Genomic DNA, 15,345 nt, shown 5'->3' with positions numbered 1-15,345 from the left:
CAATTCTGAATCCGTTAAATCGAAATTCGCACCTCGAAAATCGTCCAAAGAAAGGGTAGAGTACGAGGTGTGAATTTAGGGTGTTGTGAGGAGGGATTTAGGGAGGGGCAGAGCACAGAAGGAAATTAGAGAACTATCAGATGAGTATAATACAGGGAACGGCATAATCGGGTGATGAGGTGGAGGGAAGCAAGTGGAGAGCTATTAGTTGGAGATACGTAGACAGATGAGGAACGGATAGTGGTAATTGAGGATCCCGTTCAGCGTGAGTTGGTATTTCAGGCTACGTATGGATTAGGGAGAAGAACTAGAGATTCCCCACCGAGTAGCCTGAGTGTTGACCGGCGGTATTACCGGGGTAACGAGCAACCGACGATCCCATTGTCTGGTGCGGTCTTCGAGTCACCTATCAGTCTCTACATAGATATTAAATAGAGGAAATGTCCCACAGTACGTCTCAAACTCAAACCCAAACGTCAGCTTTCCGGCTCTGTCACACGGAGTTCATCGTCGACCTCGTAGAAGTAGCCTCGCTCGAGCAGCCGGGTGAGCGCATAGTTCGCGTCTTCAGGCTCAAAGGCCAGGTCATCGGTTCTCAGAAGGATCTCGAGTGCTTGTTCTCGAGGGATTGACGGCACATCTTCACGATCGTCAGAACTGAGACAGTGCATGCAAAGGACATCGTACGCGTCAAGAATCCACTCTGACAGTGGCGGTCGTGGATCGGTGCTGTCGTTCATCTCGTTTTCGTACCTGTATCTTTCGTATCGACTCGCTTAAGAATACCTCCTCTAGGAGAATAATGATGAGGCAGAGGGCGGACCACACCATGCTTTCCTGTTCGACAATAGGGGCAGGGATCGACGCTTCGTCGACGATCAGGCGTTTTCGTCGATCCAGTTGCAGAATGCATCAAAATCGTGTGCTCCGGCGCTTTCGGCGATGCTTCGGAGCGTTCCTGTACGGAGTTCGTTATGCAGTGGGACGGTCACCTGTCGGCGGTCGTCTTCGTTCGTCGGGTGTTCGTAGTACAGTTGGGCGTGGTCGCCGGTCGTTCGTCGCCACTCGAACCCACCGACGTTGACCAGCACCTTCACGACCTCCATTCCGGAGAACGTTCGCCGTCCCATCAATTAGTCGAGCACGTCCGGCGGCTCCTGGTCGCCCGTAGTATTGTTCGCGGGGTTGATTCCTAGCGCACGAAGTTCCTCGTCCGTCGGTTCACGGCCACGTTCGCCGGTGTAGACTGCGACAGCGTCGTCGAGGTTGTCCAGCGCTTCTTCTCTGGACTCTCCCTGAGTCGTCACACCGGTATCCACGTCTTTCGCAACCCACCAGTCGTCCTCCTGCCAGAGGCGAATCTCGCCGTCGTTGGCATCGCCGGTTCGGGTCGAACTGGCCATCGTGTACATATCTACGGGATGGGCCGTATAAGTATTCGGCATACTGCCCACGCTGCGAATGCAGAGGTATCATCAAATCACTACTTCAGTCGTGGGTAACTGACCGGGAGACTTCGGTGGTCGCAATCAGCTCTTCGAGGAACGTAGTCAGGAACTCGCCAGGGTCAGGAGAGGACGCGTTCGGCGGTCCCTTCCAGAATTCGACGTCGAAGGCCTGTGCTGCTGTTGCTTGCCCCTCTGTGACGATGACCATGAGAATCGCTTGGTGGTAAATCACGATCGTTCGATGTTCGTCGACGTCGAGATGTTCGATCTCAGCGGCCGCAAGCGCTTCAAAGAGATTCTCTGACTCGGCCAGTGTACAGTGTTCCACCGGCTCATCCTCGCCCATCATAGCAGTCGATACTACCCCTCTGTACAAGTATACCCGGACGTGGATACTCGAAGTACGAGGGCACGTTTCGCTGTCGGCAGTGGCCCAAGATAGGCATGTAGTTACCCCACGCGTTCTACAGTAATCGAATCCGGGGGTAATCCCATAGCTCGCTCAGAAAGACCCTACTTTCTTCGAAGCTGGGGCTCGAGAGCAGACGTTTCAAGTCACTTTTTGTGCGCCAACAGGCGTGAGGCGCAACTCAGTGTGCCTCGAGATCACTGATGAGCACCGATCAGCCACTCCAGAGCGAATCGCATCGAGACAACCAATCCCAGACAAACACGAGCGATCGAGATCGCAGTTATCCAGGTGACGTTGCCCGACTCAACGGACACGAACTCATTGCCATCGACGAGTGGCTTCCCGGAAGTGAGCCATCACCGTACGAGATCGACCTCACAGAGGGCTCCGAATACCGCACACGCTACTGGCGGTGCAGAACATGCGGGCAAGAACGCAACCGTCGCAACGAATTCACCAGCCCCTGTGCGGATCCACAGCCACCGACGCCACTCGAGGCAGGTGGGTACTCGATCGACGAACCACGAACCCGCCGGGCATTGAGCGAGGAGATGGACGTTCGCTTCGCCAGTAAGGGCGCAACCTACGAGGTCGTCAGCGAGAGTGGGAACACCTACACGGTCGACGTCGAGGCGGAGACGTGTACCTGCCCGGACTGTGAACAACGCCAGCCTGCCGGTGGCTGTAAACACCTCAGACGCGTCGACCTCGAGATTCAGACTGGGATCACACCCGCTCCGGATGGGACATTCATTCGCTAACCTCTAACTCTCGGATATCACGAATCGATCTCAATCTATAAGTGTATAAAGCCCATATCTGCTTCCAAGACCATGGATGACTGGACCGAAACGATGACTGCTCGAGATCGGATCGAAGCCGTTGCCCTCACACTCCGTGAGCCGAGGTCGGTCAACTGGATCAAAGAGCAAGCGGAGGTTGGTTCCTGGGAAACAGCGAAATCCCAACTCGAGTATCTTACTGATGCAGGCCAGCTTACGACCGTCGAGATGGACGGCAATACACGCTACAAGATCGATCCAATGCGGGCGTATCTCGATCATATCCAAGAGCTTGTCGTCGAGAATACGAAAGACGAGCTTCGAGACGAACTGGAGGCAATCGCCTCGGAAATTGCAGAGTGGAAGCACGAATACGACGTTGATTCACTGCAAGATCTTGAGACATCGCTTGGGGAAGAGTTCCCTTCAGAAGAGGTCCGGGACCGACGAAAGGTGATCTCTTACTGGGAGGAAAACGAGCACCATCGCCAGCTACTCACCAACGCACTTGGGCTATACGACGATCTTTCGGCACAAGACCACGGTTCAGACCCCAGCCAACCTCAACACGCCGACTGAGATGGGACGGTTCACTAGCGGTGGAAACCCGTACGACAAGCGACGTGTTTATGAACGAATTCACCAGCGACTGAGTACGCAACCGGAGTTTTCCGACGTCCAGTACCTTCCGTCTCGAAACCGTCCTCGCGAGATTCACACCGTTGTCGACGTTGAACGGTTTCTTGATCACTCGTATCGATCGACAACTGCTCGAGTCGAAATTGAATTTATATTCCGTCAGAACTGGAACCACTACTGGATTCAGTGGGTCGAACCAGAACGTGGCTTTTCCTGCGGATGGCATCAGGACAATACTCACACGGACTTAGGCCACTGCCACTTTCAGATCGATTACCCGGATGGTTCAGTGGATCGAGAAAAGGCTGTGTTTCTGGATGCCCACCCGCTATCAGTCTTCGAAACTCGTCTACAAAGTCTGCCAGAGAAGCTTGCTGAACTGTCTTTCGAGTAGTTTCCAAAATATCGTTCAGGACTCTCTATGCGTTTGTTCTAACATCCTAGTGGCGATCTTCTTGCCTATTCCATCAACGTTAGTTAGATCTGATACAGAAGCACTCTTGATACCAGCTATTGACTGATACCCGTTCTCGTTGAGATTCTCGAGGATATTTGTCCCTACCCCGTCGATTTCTAAGAGAGAATCAAGCGTGTGTTCCTTAAATTGAGGGCCACTCACACTCCCAGGGATCGTAGACCCGCTATCTAGTACCGAGCGAATAAGTCGTCGAAGTTCGCCCTCGGTCCATCGACCCTCGTGACGGGCAGCCACCAGTTCTGCTTCAAGTTGCTTTATTTTTTCCTCCAATGCGTCGATGCGCTCTCCAACACTCAGCTCTACCTCCTTCTCTGTCTCTAGGTTCTCGGCTTCAAATTCGCTACTCGATTCATCGTCATCGACAAGCGTATCTGTAACATGGTCTGTATCAACCTCACTTTGAGGGCGGACGGTTGCAGCAGTGGCAGCCCCATCACTTAGATCAACATTTGTGAGTTCCCCTGAAGTAGCACCATAAACGGGAATTGGCGTTCCCATTATAGCCCGACTTACGACATCTGCGTTGAGTCTCTTGTCAAGGTAGTTTCTGCACTCTTTCTGAGCAGCGCTTGGTCCATGGACAAGTGCGACATGCTTTGCGTCGACATCCTGAGCGAACTCAGACAGAACTTGACGAGCGCAGTGTCCGCTAAAACCAGAGATGGTTTGGATCCAAGACGTTGGGATCGTTACTGTGGTATTGCCGCTGTCGTCGGCCTCAAGATCCAGATCAGTGAATGGTGTTACTGGGAGAGAGACTTCTACATGGGTACCTGAAGCATCTTGCAGGACTTTTCCTGGTGTCCCCTCCGCCTGGTGACCAATTAAGAAAACACGTGCCTCATCATATTTTTCCGCAAGTGCAGTAAGATACAGCGGTGAGGTGCCCCCAGTAAGCATTCCAGAAGGTGCGACGATAATCGGAGCGCTATCACCATCGAGGATTGGGGCACGCTCAGAATTATTTTCTGGGTACCATGCACAGTCCGGAAGGAAGGGCTCGTTGTCTTGAGCGTTCATCCGCCAGTTGTTGATCTTTTCATTGACGAATTCCCCAATAGAATAGGCATGATAGGCAGCAGTGGCATCTCGTGCCATCCCATCGTAGATAACCTCCAGTTTCTCCTGGACATCATCTGGCTCGTGGGGAAAGCGTTCGCGGAATATCTGCATCACTTCTTGGGCTCGCCCCACAGCGAAGGTTGGAATGAGAACCGGAATACCGTTCTTCACAGCGTCCAAAGTTTCTTGATAGAGTTGGTTCCGTGCTGATTTTAACGAGCGGTGTTGCTGGCGGTCCCCATACGTACTCTCCAAGAAGAGCGTATCTGCAGGTGGAGGCGCCTCCCAATCAGGAAGATGAGCTGATCGACCCCCAATATCACCAGAGAACACAACGCGACGGCCACCGTATTCAATGGCGAGCCAAGCACTACCAAGCAGATGGCCTGCTCCACCGAGTTTGTATTCGATATCAGCGAGGGTATCGATTCGAGGGAGATCTCGAGAGAGGGTATGGGTTCCGTAGCGATGTGGTTTAAACCGCTCAAGAACGTCATGGACGTCATCTCTGGTGAATTGTTGCTTTCGGCCCTGTTGGCGGGCCTGTTCCTCATGAATGTTAATTGAATCATGAAGGAGAGTATGGCAAAGTGCCGTTGTCGGTCGTGTCGTGATAAGAGGGGCATCAGCTGCGAGAAGGCCGCGATGCTCCAGTACTGGAAGTCCTCCTGAGTGATCGATATGGGCATGCGTGAGAAATACGGCGTCAATCTGTCCTTCGTCAATCTCCCTCAGTTTTGGGAACTGACCACCGGAGCCCTGGTTGAGTCCACAGTCAACAAGGAAATCCAACTCCGGCGTTTGGACATGATAACAAGATCGACCGACTTCTCTAGCACCACCCAATGGAGTAACCACAAGAGGTTGGTCAACAAGACTACCATCATTGGTAGCTGTACTTCCCTCTTCTGACTGTTTGAGAGTCCGTTGATGACTCATCGGCTCAGGACTTGTTCGGCGTAGAATCGTTCGACAGTCCGGGTCTGGCCAACAAAAGTGAGTTCGCGAATGAGGTCGGTCTCAGCGAGTCTAGGTAAGAACCGGTAGTATTCATCAAGTACGGTTTCGAGAGGGCGGGTACCATCTCCGGGGCGACGAAGACGATTTACCTGCCAAATCGCAGGTGTTGCATCGATTGAGCCAGCTTTTTCAGCTTCTTTTTCAGTAAAGTATTGGGCACGGCCTGCTCGACGCGTAGTCCCTCTTCCAAGGCGTGACGGTTTAGCAGTAACCTCATCGAGACGGATGAGTTCGAGCGGTGTTCGAGTCTCGCCAGGAAGTGCTTCATCAAGATCTTCACGAACATTGTGGGCACTGAGCGAATTATCTTTTTGGAAATACGCGATCGTCATCTGGGCGTTTTCCTCATACAGTGCAGGTTTCACAGCGTGTATACCATCATCAACGGTAAGATATTGAGAGGGGACTTCGACAACGCAAATCCCGGTAAGATACAGACGCTGAGGATCAGTAGCAGTCTCTTCTTTGAGATGATCAGCTATCTCCTCAAGGCCGTCGATGAATTCAGCAGTGCTCACAGGCTGTGCATTTTTGGGTGGCCGCTCTGCAGGATTGCTAAAATGGACCGTTGTTTCCGGGATATAGGGCGCTTCGGCGGGGACACGGACTTCAACAGGGTAGTCTGGTGGCCGATACTCTTGATAGGCATGATCTTCACGACTGGTACGATCAAGCTGAATTTTCGCGCTAACCGGGAAGACAGTTGGAGGAAGTGAGTCGATGATTTCGATGGGGTCAAGGACTCGAAGGATCGCAGTAGCAGTACGTTCTGTATCGCCGCTTGTCTCTTGTATTCCCATATTTAGCGTAAATAATTTGTATTATTTATTCCTTATAATTCTTTCTACGTGAAAGGGGTTGTTAAAGAGTGTGCGATTTAATGGAACGTTCAATCGATGACTGAGAGGTGACCAGGTCGTCCGCTCGAGATGGTTTGTCGCCCCCCGGAGGGGTGCGGGGGCTCGACTGAAGCCGCCCGCAGACATCCATGCGAACAAGCAACGTAGCATCAGCGTCGCCCGACGCTGCAACGACCCGGTCCTCAAGCGAGGATCGCCAGATGACCAGGTGTACCGAGTGTCGAGTACCGACCTGTACGAGACGCACCCGAGATCGGGCAGGATACGCTGGCCGGTTCTGTTCGGCCAGCTGTGAAGTCCGCTACGAGCACCTGCAGGCAGACGCTCGAGACGCAGTTCGAGAGGACGTGTACTGATGCTCGAGCAGATCGATCACCGAGGCAAGCGCTTCACGATCGAAGACGACGACGTCGACGACGACGATCGATTCTCCGTACGTCGTCGGCGGGCAGCTGCCCTCGAACGACAGGCCCAGCGAGAACGCCGCGAACTCGAGCGGGCAAAAGCAGTCGCAGGTCCAGCCGGGGCGAAGCCCGACGTCGACGTGCTCGACCAATGACGCCAGCGAATCCTAGGCCACAGTACGTCCCTGCGTTCGACCGATCTGAGTGTCGAGATGCGACGGCTACCCATCGTACTCAGTGCAGTCGTTCGATGGAGGCAGATCTCTGTCTTTCGGTTTTGTTGAGATCCTTCAGCCCTGATAAGACTGCGTGCTGAATACAGAGCGCGAATGTGGCACGAGATGAGAGAATCTACGAGAGTTGATAATCGTTCAGTACAGGCGGGGTACGCCCCGATCAGCCAAGACTAATACACCTCGTACAGGAGGACTCCAACCCCCATTCAGTTACCCAAATAACTATTTCCGAGCGGGTCTCAATAACTCAACAAATGAAACGACGACGGTATCTACTTGGAGTAATCACGGTGCCAACTGCTGGTGTAGCGGGGTGTCTCTCACGTGGTTCAACACCGGATGATGGATCTGATTTGACCCCTGAGGATGACCGAGACGTCGAGACGGTTGCCACGGAGACGTTCGACACCGATTTCACCCCGATCTGTGCCGACGGTGAATCCCTCGAATCAGATGTCGAGGGATCGTACGCAGAGCTCGTTACCGACCACGAATTTTTCAGAGACGCCGAAAGCGGTCGATACGGTGTTCGGGGTCGAATTGGGCCGTGGGAAGGTGGGAATATTCCAGAGGTTCGAGCAGAATTTTCCGATGAATCGCATGCAAAGGATACGGGGTTCGGCGTTGCTGAGGACGAGACGTATTTGTTTACGGTGATGGCTTCTGAAGGCAATCCTGACGCGATAGAGGGGTATACGCTCTCTACTGACGGTGGTGGGGTCGAGGATATCGGGCCCGCCTCCGAGGAGTACGTGACTCTCGATGGAGACTGGGGCCAGATTGGAACGTACGATGACGCTCCAGTGTATGGATACGTTGGAAGAGTCGATAACAACCACACGAAGGACGTTACGCTGTATCCACACCTAAAAGCCTATCTCGACGAGACGACGGTGGCCTACGCTGGCCAAAGCACAGAGTTGGGGATCGATGTTGCTTCCGGAGACACTCAAACAGTCTACTTCCCCTATCCACGGTGCGATCCCGCGAAAATTGAATACGTTGAGGGATGGTTGGAATGGGCTACGATGGATAACCCGTAGCTCGTTACGCGGAAGAATCGAAGAATCCCTCTCGAAGGCCGTCAACTCCAATCAGTCTCTCGAAATGGTGTTGATCACTGATCATAACCTATAAGCCAAATCTAATTGGGTGACACAATCAGTAAGCACGTGTGTGATCGGATGATTCACCGGTGTCAATGCGAAATAACCGATGTTGTCGTGCTGCACTCATCCTCTGTATTCAGCACCCGATTCCTATCAACGTCTGAGGATTTCAACAGAGCCAGAAAAAGTAAAATCAGTCGACTCACGGCGCCGAAGACGGCTCCAGATCCTTAGCGTCTTCCAGCACTGGACGCCCGTGAAGCTCGAGCGCCTCGGCCAGGTTCTCGAGGGCCTCCGCTTTCGTCTCGCCCTGGCTGACATCCCGGTCGTCTCGTCAGTCGCGATGTACCAGTCGCCCTCGTGGGTGAGCGTGACCGTCTCGTCGGCTGACTCCCGCCGTGATCGCGTCCCCATACCTGTGATGACTGTGGTCAACGGAAAGCTTCTGCGACGCGGGGGAGCCCGACCTCGAGCGCGTGGAGGCAGCTGGGGCGGTTTGCGGCGTTACTCGATCTGGCGGACGGCATCCTCGAGGCCGAGGCCGTGGCTGGCGGCCAGGTCGTCGGCGAGCGTCCAGGCCCGGTCGGCCCGTCCAGGCTCGGCATCCGCGTGGTCGTGAGCGTACTCGACGAGGGCCTCGACGACGAGGAGGTCGTCTTGGGGGTGTCGCATCGACTGGTCTGGCCGCGCCATCCGGTATAAACGCTCGGACCGCCGCCCGCACGAAGGGCTGGCTCAATCTCGAGTACGGCGACTCGAAATTCGACGCGCTCGAACTCGCCGACGTCGACTACCAGGTCGTCGACGAGCGCGCTGGCCGCGCCGACGAGGTCCGCCCGACCGAACACGGCACCGTCCTCGGGCGCGTGCTCACCACGCTCGGTGCCCCCGTGGGACCGAAGGCCGACCAGGACCTCGAGCTCCCGGGGTACCTCGATGACGCCCCGGACGACGTTCGCCGGCTGTTCGTGGTCTGCTATCTCGAGAATCGCGCGCACGAACACGGGTCGATCCTGAAATTCCGCGAGGAGCGATCCGACGACTACCTCGCGAGCCTGACGGCGTTGATCGAGGACGTGGCCGGCGGCCCAGTGTCGATTTCGGAGAAGAACGTCATGCTCTCGAAAGCAGCGACCGAACGACTGGGGACGGTCCTCTAACCCTCTCCAGGAGGCCGCTGGGGGCGACCAGCACCCGACTCCCGACCGATCCGCCCCGAACGACCCGGCGGCCCCACACGGTGCCCAGGACGCCCTCGAGGACGCGGGAGCGACGCCGAGTGAGCCGTCCACTTTTTCGATCGGTCGGGGGTGACGGACGTCTAAAAACCGGGGTCGAGCGGCGGTGGACCCCCGTTCTCCAGGATCGGACCGCAGGGGTCACGCATCGAAAGCCGACGTCCAGGGCCGGCTCGAGCGTGAAATCAAGCGATTCGGGCCCTGGGTGCGTGAGTCGGGGTAAGACCGTTATCCCTACGCAGTCAGCCGATTTGGGCCAACCCAACCGGGGATTTCGCCCGGCACAACACCGGGGTGGTGTCACGCCAATCCTACAGAAATCCTCAAAACCTGGATTTGAACGTTCTCATACCTCTTTTATCCCGGACCTGTAAGCGATTGGTACGATGCAACGGCCAATAACGAAATATGGGATCGTTTACCGACAGCAGGAAGCCGAGGGGGGTATCCGATGAGCGAGTTTGTCGACGCACTTGAGGGTGCGGTCGGCCTCATCGCGGGCGGCATCATCCTACTCTTATTCACGAGCGCACTTGGACAGGCCGGGCCCATTGACCTGTCCACGTGGGGCATCGTCTGCATCGTCGTCGGTGTCGTCGTATTCATAGCATTGGTAATCGCCGCAATCACCGAACTCATCGGGGGGAGCCGATGAAGTGGAGGAAGTTGGTCGCGACGGATTCGGACAACGATGTCCACGATGAGGAGATCCTCAATGTCTTCCGCCGGAGCGATGACGAGATGCTCGGGAATGCCAATGTGGCCGAGGTCGTCGATTTAGGCACGGAACGCGTGAAACAGCGGTTGCAGACGTTGGCGGAGGAAGACCGGGTCGAGGGGAAGAAAATCGGTGGGTCATGGGTGTGGACACTCGACCGGGATGAGCGGCGGAAACCAGTGCCGCCGAACATCGACCGCCTTATACACATTCTGGTGTGGATTGACGAAAAGGCACGGTTGGTTATAACGATTGGACTGCTCGCAGCGGTAACTGGACTCAGTCTTCTATACTGGGGTGTGACCGAGGCGTTCATCATCAGCCCGGTGTCCGGGATATCGCCTACGATGATGATGGCTGCTGGATGGTCCTTTACCGTGACCGGCGGTTTGTTCACCGGCGCGGCTGGTCTGGCCGTGCTCGGGTTGCGAGTTATCGAGCGGCTGGCAATCAGCCGGGTTACGAAGCCCAGACCCGCCGAGCCGACCGGGAGGTCGCGCGGCCAAGTAACGCCGCGGCTGATTCTCGGTGGCTTCGTGTTGGTCCTGATAGCGGGGCCGCTGGCCGCGGCTGCAGTCGACATTCAGGACAGGTTGGCGTCTACCTCGACATTCTCGCCGTTGGCCGCAGCCGTGATTGCGTTGTTGATCATCGCGGTCATTGTGGCGGCCATCTTCGATAGCGGCCGCTAACGTCGCTGCAGACATCCTTCTTCAAGATTCAAGGTCAGCGGCCCGCTCGCGGGTGTCGACGTCGGCCTCGTCCTCGGCGGGGTCACCGCCTACGACACTCCCGACGGCGGGGTGGTCGATCGGCTCGCCAGGGATGCCGTCGTCGTCGATGAGTCGGACGCCCGTAATTTCGAGCGTTTCGGGGTCGAGGTCGGCCTGGTGGTCGGCGGGTTCGCCGCCGTCGTCGACGGGCCGGACGGCGGTCGGATTCCAGTCGCGGAGCGAGTCGCCGGGTTCGATCTCGCCGTCGGGCGCGATCGTCCAGCGGGCCCCCGGGTCGCCGTCGGGCTCAATCGCCCGAGCCGCGACGACCTCGAGCGTGTCGTCGTCGATCTCGAACTGCCACGCCGCGGCCAGGGAGACGACGACACTCGGGGGCTCCTCGAGGTCGGTGAAGGTGTCGACGCCTCTGGGGCGGTTCACCCAGTGCCAGCCGTGCTCGTCGTCACGGTCAATCAGGGCGAGCCCGACCCGGCGGCGGTCCGCCTCGGCCGCCTCGAGGGCGTCCAGGCGGGCCTCGATGTCGGTGTCGAACGGTTCGGTCATGGGCGCTCGATCTCCGGGCCCGGGTTCGTGTCTGGGTCATCCGCGTCCTGGCCGCTCGCGTCGACGGCGGCGGGGTCGTCCAGCTCGTCGCGCCCGGGTACGGGGTCGAGGCGGTCGCCGGGCTCGGTTTCCTCGCCCGTGTGAGGATCGTACCAGGTTGACCGGCTCGAATCCCCGCGGGACAGCCCGGCTTCGATTTTCTGGAACCGGCCCACGCGTTCGGCGTTCTCGTCGACGAGATAGTTCTGGATCACGAACGTCGGCGGCTCCTCGGCCTCGGCGTCGGCGGCCTCCTCGAGGGCGTCCAGGCGGTCCTCGATGTCGTCCCAGGATGTCATCGGTCACCACCGGCCTCGAGGGCGTCCAGGCGCTCGGTCACGGCCTCCAGGTCGTAGAACTCGACGAGCCACTCCTCGTAGTCGAGGGCGAGGTTCGCCGCGGCCTTCCATTCTTCGTCCTCGAGGAGGCCTTTGATCGACTTGCGGACCACCGTCTCACACTCGAGGGCGCGGCGGGGGCGATCGCGCCCACGTTCGACCACGCTCGAGGCGATCCGGTCGATGTCTTTCGAGATTTGCTGATGGCAGACGTCGAACCGATCTGCCATTTCTGTTCTCGATACGAGGTCAGGGTGGCCCGCGGTTGCAATCTCCGCCGCGAGGTAGGCCCGTCGCTTCGTGTAATGGTACTCGTCGAGGGGCTTTTCGGCGGGAATCTCGAGGGCGCTGTAGTCGGGCTGGGTGTTCGAGCTGCTACTCGCTGCTACCGTCTCTGTCGAGGGGGAGGGCGACATATATATCGGGAATCGTGAAACCGATGGAGGGGATCGGTGTGGGAGTGTGGATGGGGTTCCGAGGGGAACCGCCATAGTCCTTCTGGTGAAACTTCTCGGCTCAGGCGTCAACTCTCCTGTTTTGATACATCGCTCGCCAGCGACGGCTCGCGCGCGCGATCCGGTCAAAAAAGTTTGCCCTCTCAATACCACAATCCGGCCATTCAATCGGGTGTGGATGCCTCTGGCGGCGGATTCGGGGTCGTGCGGGTCGAACGGGTCGAGTTGCTACTCAGGACCGAGTCGGTGATGGAGGAGGGCGTGCATAGGTGGAAGACGGCGACGGACCGCCATAGGAGATAGGGTAGGTTAGCGAGGGTAACTCATCGAGGTGGCTCTATTGAAATCCTTCGCCCCTGATAAGACTGCGTGCTGAATACAGAGCGCGAATGTGGCACATCCTCTGACCCGATTTACGAAAGGTAGTGACCGGTCGGTTCAGGGAGTTCAGTTACGATCCGATACTGGGAGCCTACCTAATGTTTATTGATCAGAAGGTTAGTCATATTCACATGTCGCCCTCCCCAGGTGTTCGACCGACAGTCAGTAGGCGAACGGTCCTTATTGCAAGCGCATTCGGAACGTCGGCTCTCGCTGGTTGTCTCGGCCAACTTGAAGCGACTGAGGGTAATTCGACCGACATGGCGGGCGAGTGGCCGACGTATCGGTTCGACTCGCAGAATAGTGGCTACAACCCCGACAGCGACGGGATTCGGGACGTAGAGCACGACTGGACGCACGATATACGAGGAACGCCGGGTCTTGCTGACGGAGAGATGTATCTTAACGGTAGCCGCCGCGACCCCGAAACAGGGACGGCCCAGTCGTCAGTCTCCCTGGAGTTAGCTGTACAGGGTCAGCCGACCGTCACCGACGACTACGTGTTCGTCACGGATGTCAGGTATCTATACTGCCTCACGGCTGACGCCAAAGAGGTCGTGTGGGAAAGCGAGAAGGTGGAGGGGATCTTCGGTGGGTCTCCGACCGTCGACGGAGAAACGGTGTTCGTAGTCCACGGTGGCGGGGCCAACGATTACGATGGAACTCGTGTTCGGGCGTTCGATGTCGCTTCGGGGGACGAACGCTGGCAGTACGATGCGGACGGTCGTTCGACACCGGCGGTCGCCGACGGGACGGTGTACGTCAGCGGCCAAGACGGGTTGCATTCCATCGACGCCGAATCGGGGGACGAACGGTTCGTCCTCCCCGAGCCCCTTTCGGATTGGTCGTCGCCAGCCGCCACGGCGGACCTCGTGTACGCGGTGACGGCGGATCACGACCACGAGAAGGAACTCGTCGCAGTCGAGACGGCAGACGGAACGGTTCGCTGGCGAACGGCTGTCGCAGACGGACTGGCGCGTTTCGGAAGCGCGCCGGTCGTGGCCGAGGATTTCGTCTACGCGACCACAGACGAGGGACTCGTGGCGCTCGATCGCGCCGACGGGACGGTGGCGACGAGGTTCGGCAGCGGCGTCCCAGTCGCTCGCGCCGGAGACGTGCTCTACGCGACGAAAGATGGGCGAGTGTACGCGTACGACGCCGAAAGCGGGAATCGACTCTGGAAGCACACGACCGATGAAGTGCGGGGGTCAGACACGGTCTCGCAGTTCGTTACCGGTCTTACCCCAGGCGACGAAACCGTGTACATTCAGGCTGCTGACGGGTTTCACAGACTGGTCTCCTCACCGTAACTGTTGGTTGCTGGGAGTTCTTCGTGGACGCAAATGGCGGCTACACGAGGCTTTCTTAGATCTTCTTCAAACCCATATTATTAGTCTGACAATCGAGAAAATTCCTACATCACATGCCAAGTGCGCAGCTATAGTAAGTGGGGTGGTTCATCAGCGTCGGCGCGAAATAAATGATGTCGTTGTGCTGCACTCATCCTCTGTATTCAGCACAGCGGTTCGAACCTATCACTCACAGAGGGTTTCAACAGAACCTTTCTTCGGGGTTTGTGTTATCTTCTGCAGTTCTGCAGACACGGCGACTGATTTAACCAACAAACCTCGCGAGATGATCCCAAACCGTTGGTTAAGTTCTTGAGTTCAGAGTCCTGATTCACCCTCCTCACCTGTTCCTGACGATGCGTTTGTCGGCGCCGTGAGGCGCGAGGCGCGCTCCAGAGCGTGCCGAGATGTGAGTTCCATGACTGATTCAGACATCCTTGACGACAGATCAGACGATCACGAGCGATTCGAAAGCGAACTTCTCGCACAGGATCGGGATGCAGCCCGGGTCTCGACGGCGGACGTCGACGAGACGGCGGTGCGACACCTCGTCAGTGACCTCGTCGACGACGGGATCGTGACGGCAGTCGCCGAACAACGAGTGCTGGTCCACGAGCCAAGTGGCGAAGCCTTCAACTCAATTCAACAACTCGCCATCTTCCATCGCGGCTGGTCGGCGGCCCGTGACGCTGGTGAGGCGGACGAGTGATGCAGCAGACGCTTTCGGGCTGTGCCTTCTGTGAGGCAGTACCCGGGTCTGCGGCAGGCACAGCGTATACGTGGGGAAAAGACGAGCGAGTCACCCACCCGATCTGCGTCGACTGTGCCGTCCAGGAGCATCCCGATCCCAGCGAGCGTGATCACCACGCCTGTGATAGCTGTGGACTCGTCGTCGACACGCTCACTGCACTTACGCGATTTCGTGTCGAACTCGGGCATCTCGAGGGGTCGTTGCAACTGTGTGCTCACTGTAGCCCCACTGGCCCCGCGACGTACTGGACGCGGGACCTCGAGACACATGTCGTCGATGAATAGCCCGACCAGCCTATCACTCCCGGTAAATCAGCGAGCCCGAACCGGCTCAGGAATACGCCGATATA

At 57.2% G+C, this 15,345-nt stretch carries 20 protein-coding genes; 10 read left to right on the top strand and 10 right to left on the bottom strand.

Features of this window, described 5'->3' with window-relative positions:
• Positions 1-476 precede the first annotated feature (476 nt).
• From NGM29_RS20385 to NGM29_RS20370, 4 genes are all read right to left on the bottom strand, one after another.
• Positions 477-740 (bottom strand): hypothetical protein, encoded by a 264-nt coding sequence (locus NGM29_RS20385; protein ID WP_254161280.1) that lies wholly within the window; start codon positions 738-740, stop codon positions 477-479.
• A 138-nt stretch (positions 741-878) separates the two neighbouring features.
• Positions 879-1,130: a type II toxin-antitoxin system HicA family toxin gene (locus NGM29_RS20380; protein WP_254161279.1), complete on the bottom strand. Its 252-nt coding sequence runs from the start codon at positions 1,128-1,130 to the stop codon at positions 879-881.
• A 3-nt stretch (positions 1,131-1,133) separates the two neighbouring features.
• Complete coding sequence (locus NGM29_RS20375) at positions 1,134-1,403, bottom strand: type II toxin-antitoxin system HicB family antitoxin (RefSeq protein WP_254161278.1); 270 nt, start codon at positions 1,401-1,403, stop codon at positions 1,134-1,136.
• 85 nt (positions 1,404-1,488) lie between these two features.
• Positions 1,489-1,797 carry a hypothetical protein gene (locus NGM29_RS20370; RefSeq protein ID WP_254161277.1) on the bottom strand — a complete coding sequence of 103 codons (309 nt, stop codon included), beginning with the start codon at positions 1,795-1,797 and terminating at the stop codon, positions 1,489-1,491.
• 263 nt (positions 1,798-2,060) lie between these two features.
• Here NGM29_RS20370 and NGM29_RS20365 point away from each other — a divergent pair, with 263 nt between their 5' ends.
• On the top strand, positions 2,061-2,621 hold the full coding sequence (locus NGM29_RS20365) for a hypothetical protein (protein WP_254161276.1): 561 nt from the start codon (positions 2,061-2,063) through the stop codon (positions 2,619-2,621).
• Positions 2,622-2,693: 72 nt separating this feature from the next.
• Positions 2,694-3,221: a DUF7342 family protein gene (locus NGM29_RS20360; protein WP_254161274.1), complete on the top strand. Its 528-nt coding sequence runs from the start codon at positions 2,694-2,696 to the stop codon at positions 3,219-3,221.
• A 469-nt stretch (positions 3,222-3,690) separates the two neighbouring features.
• Here the strand turns inward: NGM29_RS20360 and NGM29_RS20355 are convergent, their stop codons facing one another.
• Positions 3,691-5,760 (bottom strand): MBL fold metallo-hydrolase, encoded by a 2,070-nt coding sequence (locus NGM29_RS20355; protein WP_254161272.1) that lies wholly within the window; start codon positions 5,758-5,760, stop codon positions 3,691-3,693.
• A complete protein-coding gene (locus NGM29_RS20350) occupies positions 5,757-6,641 on the bottom strand; it encodes a hypothetical protein (RefSeq protein WP_254161270.1) in 885 nt (294 codons plus the stop codon). Before NGM29_RS20350 ends, NGM29_RS20355 begins: the two co-directional genes overlap by 4 nt.
• Before the next feature lie 415 nt (positions 6,642-7,056).
• Between NGM29_RS20350 and NGM29_RS20345 the strand changes: the two genes are divergently transcribed.
• Both NGM29_RS20345 and NGM29_RS20340 read left to right on the top strand, forming a co-directional pair.
• Positions 7,057-7,260, top strand: coding sequence for a hypothetical protein (locus NGM29_RS20345; protein WP_254161268.1), 204 nt, complete (start codon positions 7,057-7,059; stop codon positions 7,258-7,260).
• Between the two features lie 335 nt (positions 7,261-7,595).
• Positions 7,596-8,384, top strand: coding sequence for a hypothetical protein (locus tag NGM29_RS20340; RefSeq protein WP_254161266.1), 789 nt, complete (start codon positions 7,596-7,598; stop codon positions 8,382-8,384).
• Between the two features lie 570 nt (positions 8,385-8,954).
• Here NGM29_RS20340 and NGM29_RS20335 read toward each other — a convergent pair.
• Positions 8,955-9,122 carry a hypothetical protein gene (locus NGM29_RS20335; protein ID WP_254161265.1) on the bottom strand — a complete coding sequence of 56 codons (168 nt, stop codon included), beginning with the start codon at positions 9,120-9,122 and terminating at the stop codon, positions 8,955-8,957.
• Between the two features lie 194 nt (positions 9,123-9,316).
• On the opposite strand from NGM29_RS20335, the gene NGM29_RS20330 reads away from it, so the two are divergent.
• From NGM29_RS20330 to NGM29_RS20320, 3 genes are all read left to right on the top strand, one after another.
• On the top strand, positions 9,317-9,610 hold the full coding sequence (locus NGM29_RS20330) for a hypothetical protein (RefSeq protein WP_311136857.1): 294 nt from the start codon (positions 9,317-9,319) through the stop codon (positions 9,608-9,610).
• A gap of 529 nt (positions 9,611-10,139) precedes the next feature.
• Positions 10,140-10,343 carry a hypothetical protein gene (locus tag NGM29_RS20325; RefSeq protein WP_254161264.1) on the top strand — a complete coding sequence of 68 codons (204 nt, stop codon included), beginning with the start codon at positions 10,140-10,142 and terminating at the stop codon, positions 10,341-10,343.
• A complete protein-coding gene (locus tag NGM29_RS20320; RefSeq protein WP_254161263.1) occupies positions 10,340-11,098 on the top strand; it encodes a hypothetical protein in 759 nt (252 codons plus the stop codon). The genes NGM29_RS20325 and NGM29_RS20320 overlap by 4 nt, the downstream gene beginning before the upstream one ends.
• A 21-nt stretch (positions 11,099-11,119) precedes the next feature.
• Here NGM29_RS20320 and NGM29_RS20315 read toward each other — a convergent pair whose 3' ends face one another.
• From NGM29_RS20315 to NGM29_RS20305, 3 genes are read right to left on the bottom strand one after another with little or no spacing between them, the layout of a single operon-like run.
• Positions 11,120-11,683: a hypothetical protein gene (locus NGM29_RS20315; RefSeq protein ID WP_254161262.1), complete on the bottom strand. Its 564-nt coding sequence runs from the start codon at positions 11,681-11,683 to the stop codon at positions 11,120-11,122.
• On the bottom strand, positions 11,680-12,021 hold the full coding sequence (locus tag NGM29_RS20310; protein WP_254161260.1) for a hypothetical protein: 342 nt from the start codon (positions 12,019-12,021) through the stop codon (positions 11,680-11,682). Before NGM29_RS20310 ends, NGM29_RS20315 begins: the two co-directional genes overlap by 4 nt.
• A complete protein-coding gene (locus NGM29_RS20305) occupies positions 12,018-12,476 on the bottom strand; it encodes a hypothetical protein (protein WP_254161258.1) in 459 nt (152 codons plus the stop codon). Before NGM29_RS20305 ends, NGM29_RS20310 begins: the two co-directional genes overlap by 4 nt.
• 680 nt (positions 12,477-13,156) lie before the next feature.
• Here NGM29_RS20305 and NGM29_RS20300 point away from each other — a divergent pair.
• The 3 genes from NGM29_RS20300 to NGM29_RS20290 all read left to right on the top strand — a co-directional run bounded on the left by NGM29_RS20300 (position 13,157) and on the right by NGM29_RS20290 (position 15,280).
• Positions 13,157-14,206, top strand: coding sequence for an outer membrane protein assembly factor BamB family protein (locus tag NGM29_RS20300; RefSeq protein ID WP_254161483.1), 1,050 nt, complete (start codon positions 13,157-13,159; stop codon positions 14,204-14,206).
• Positions 14,207-14,663: 457 nt separating this feature from the next.
• On the top strand, positions 14,664-14,954 hold the full coding sequence (locus NGM29_RS20295; RefSeq protein ID WP_254161481.1) for a DUF8069 family protein: 291 nt from the start codon (positions 14,664-14,666) through the stop codon (positions 14,952-14,954).
• Positions 14,954-15,280 carry a DUF7558 family protein gene (locus tag NGM29_RS20290; protein ID WP_254161479.1) on the top strand — a complete coding sequence of 109 codons (327 nt, stop codon included), beginning with the start codon at positions 14,954-14,956 and terminating at the stop codon, positions 15,278-15,280. Before NGM29_RS20295 ends, NGM29_RS20290 begins: the two co-directional genes overlap by 1 nt.
• Positions 15,281-15,345 lie beyond the last annotated feature (65 nt).

This window comes from Natronosalvus rutilus, assembly GCF_024204665.1.
GTDB classification, from domain to species: Archaea; Halobacteriota; Halobacteria; order Halobacteriales; family Natrialbaceae; genus Natronosalvus; species Natronosalvus rutilus.
The sequence above is the reverse complement of the archived record's forward strand: the minus strand, read 5'-3'. Positions and strand labels throughout refer to the sequence as shown.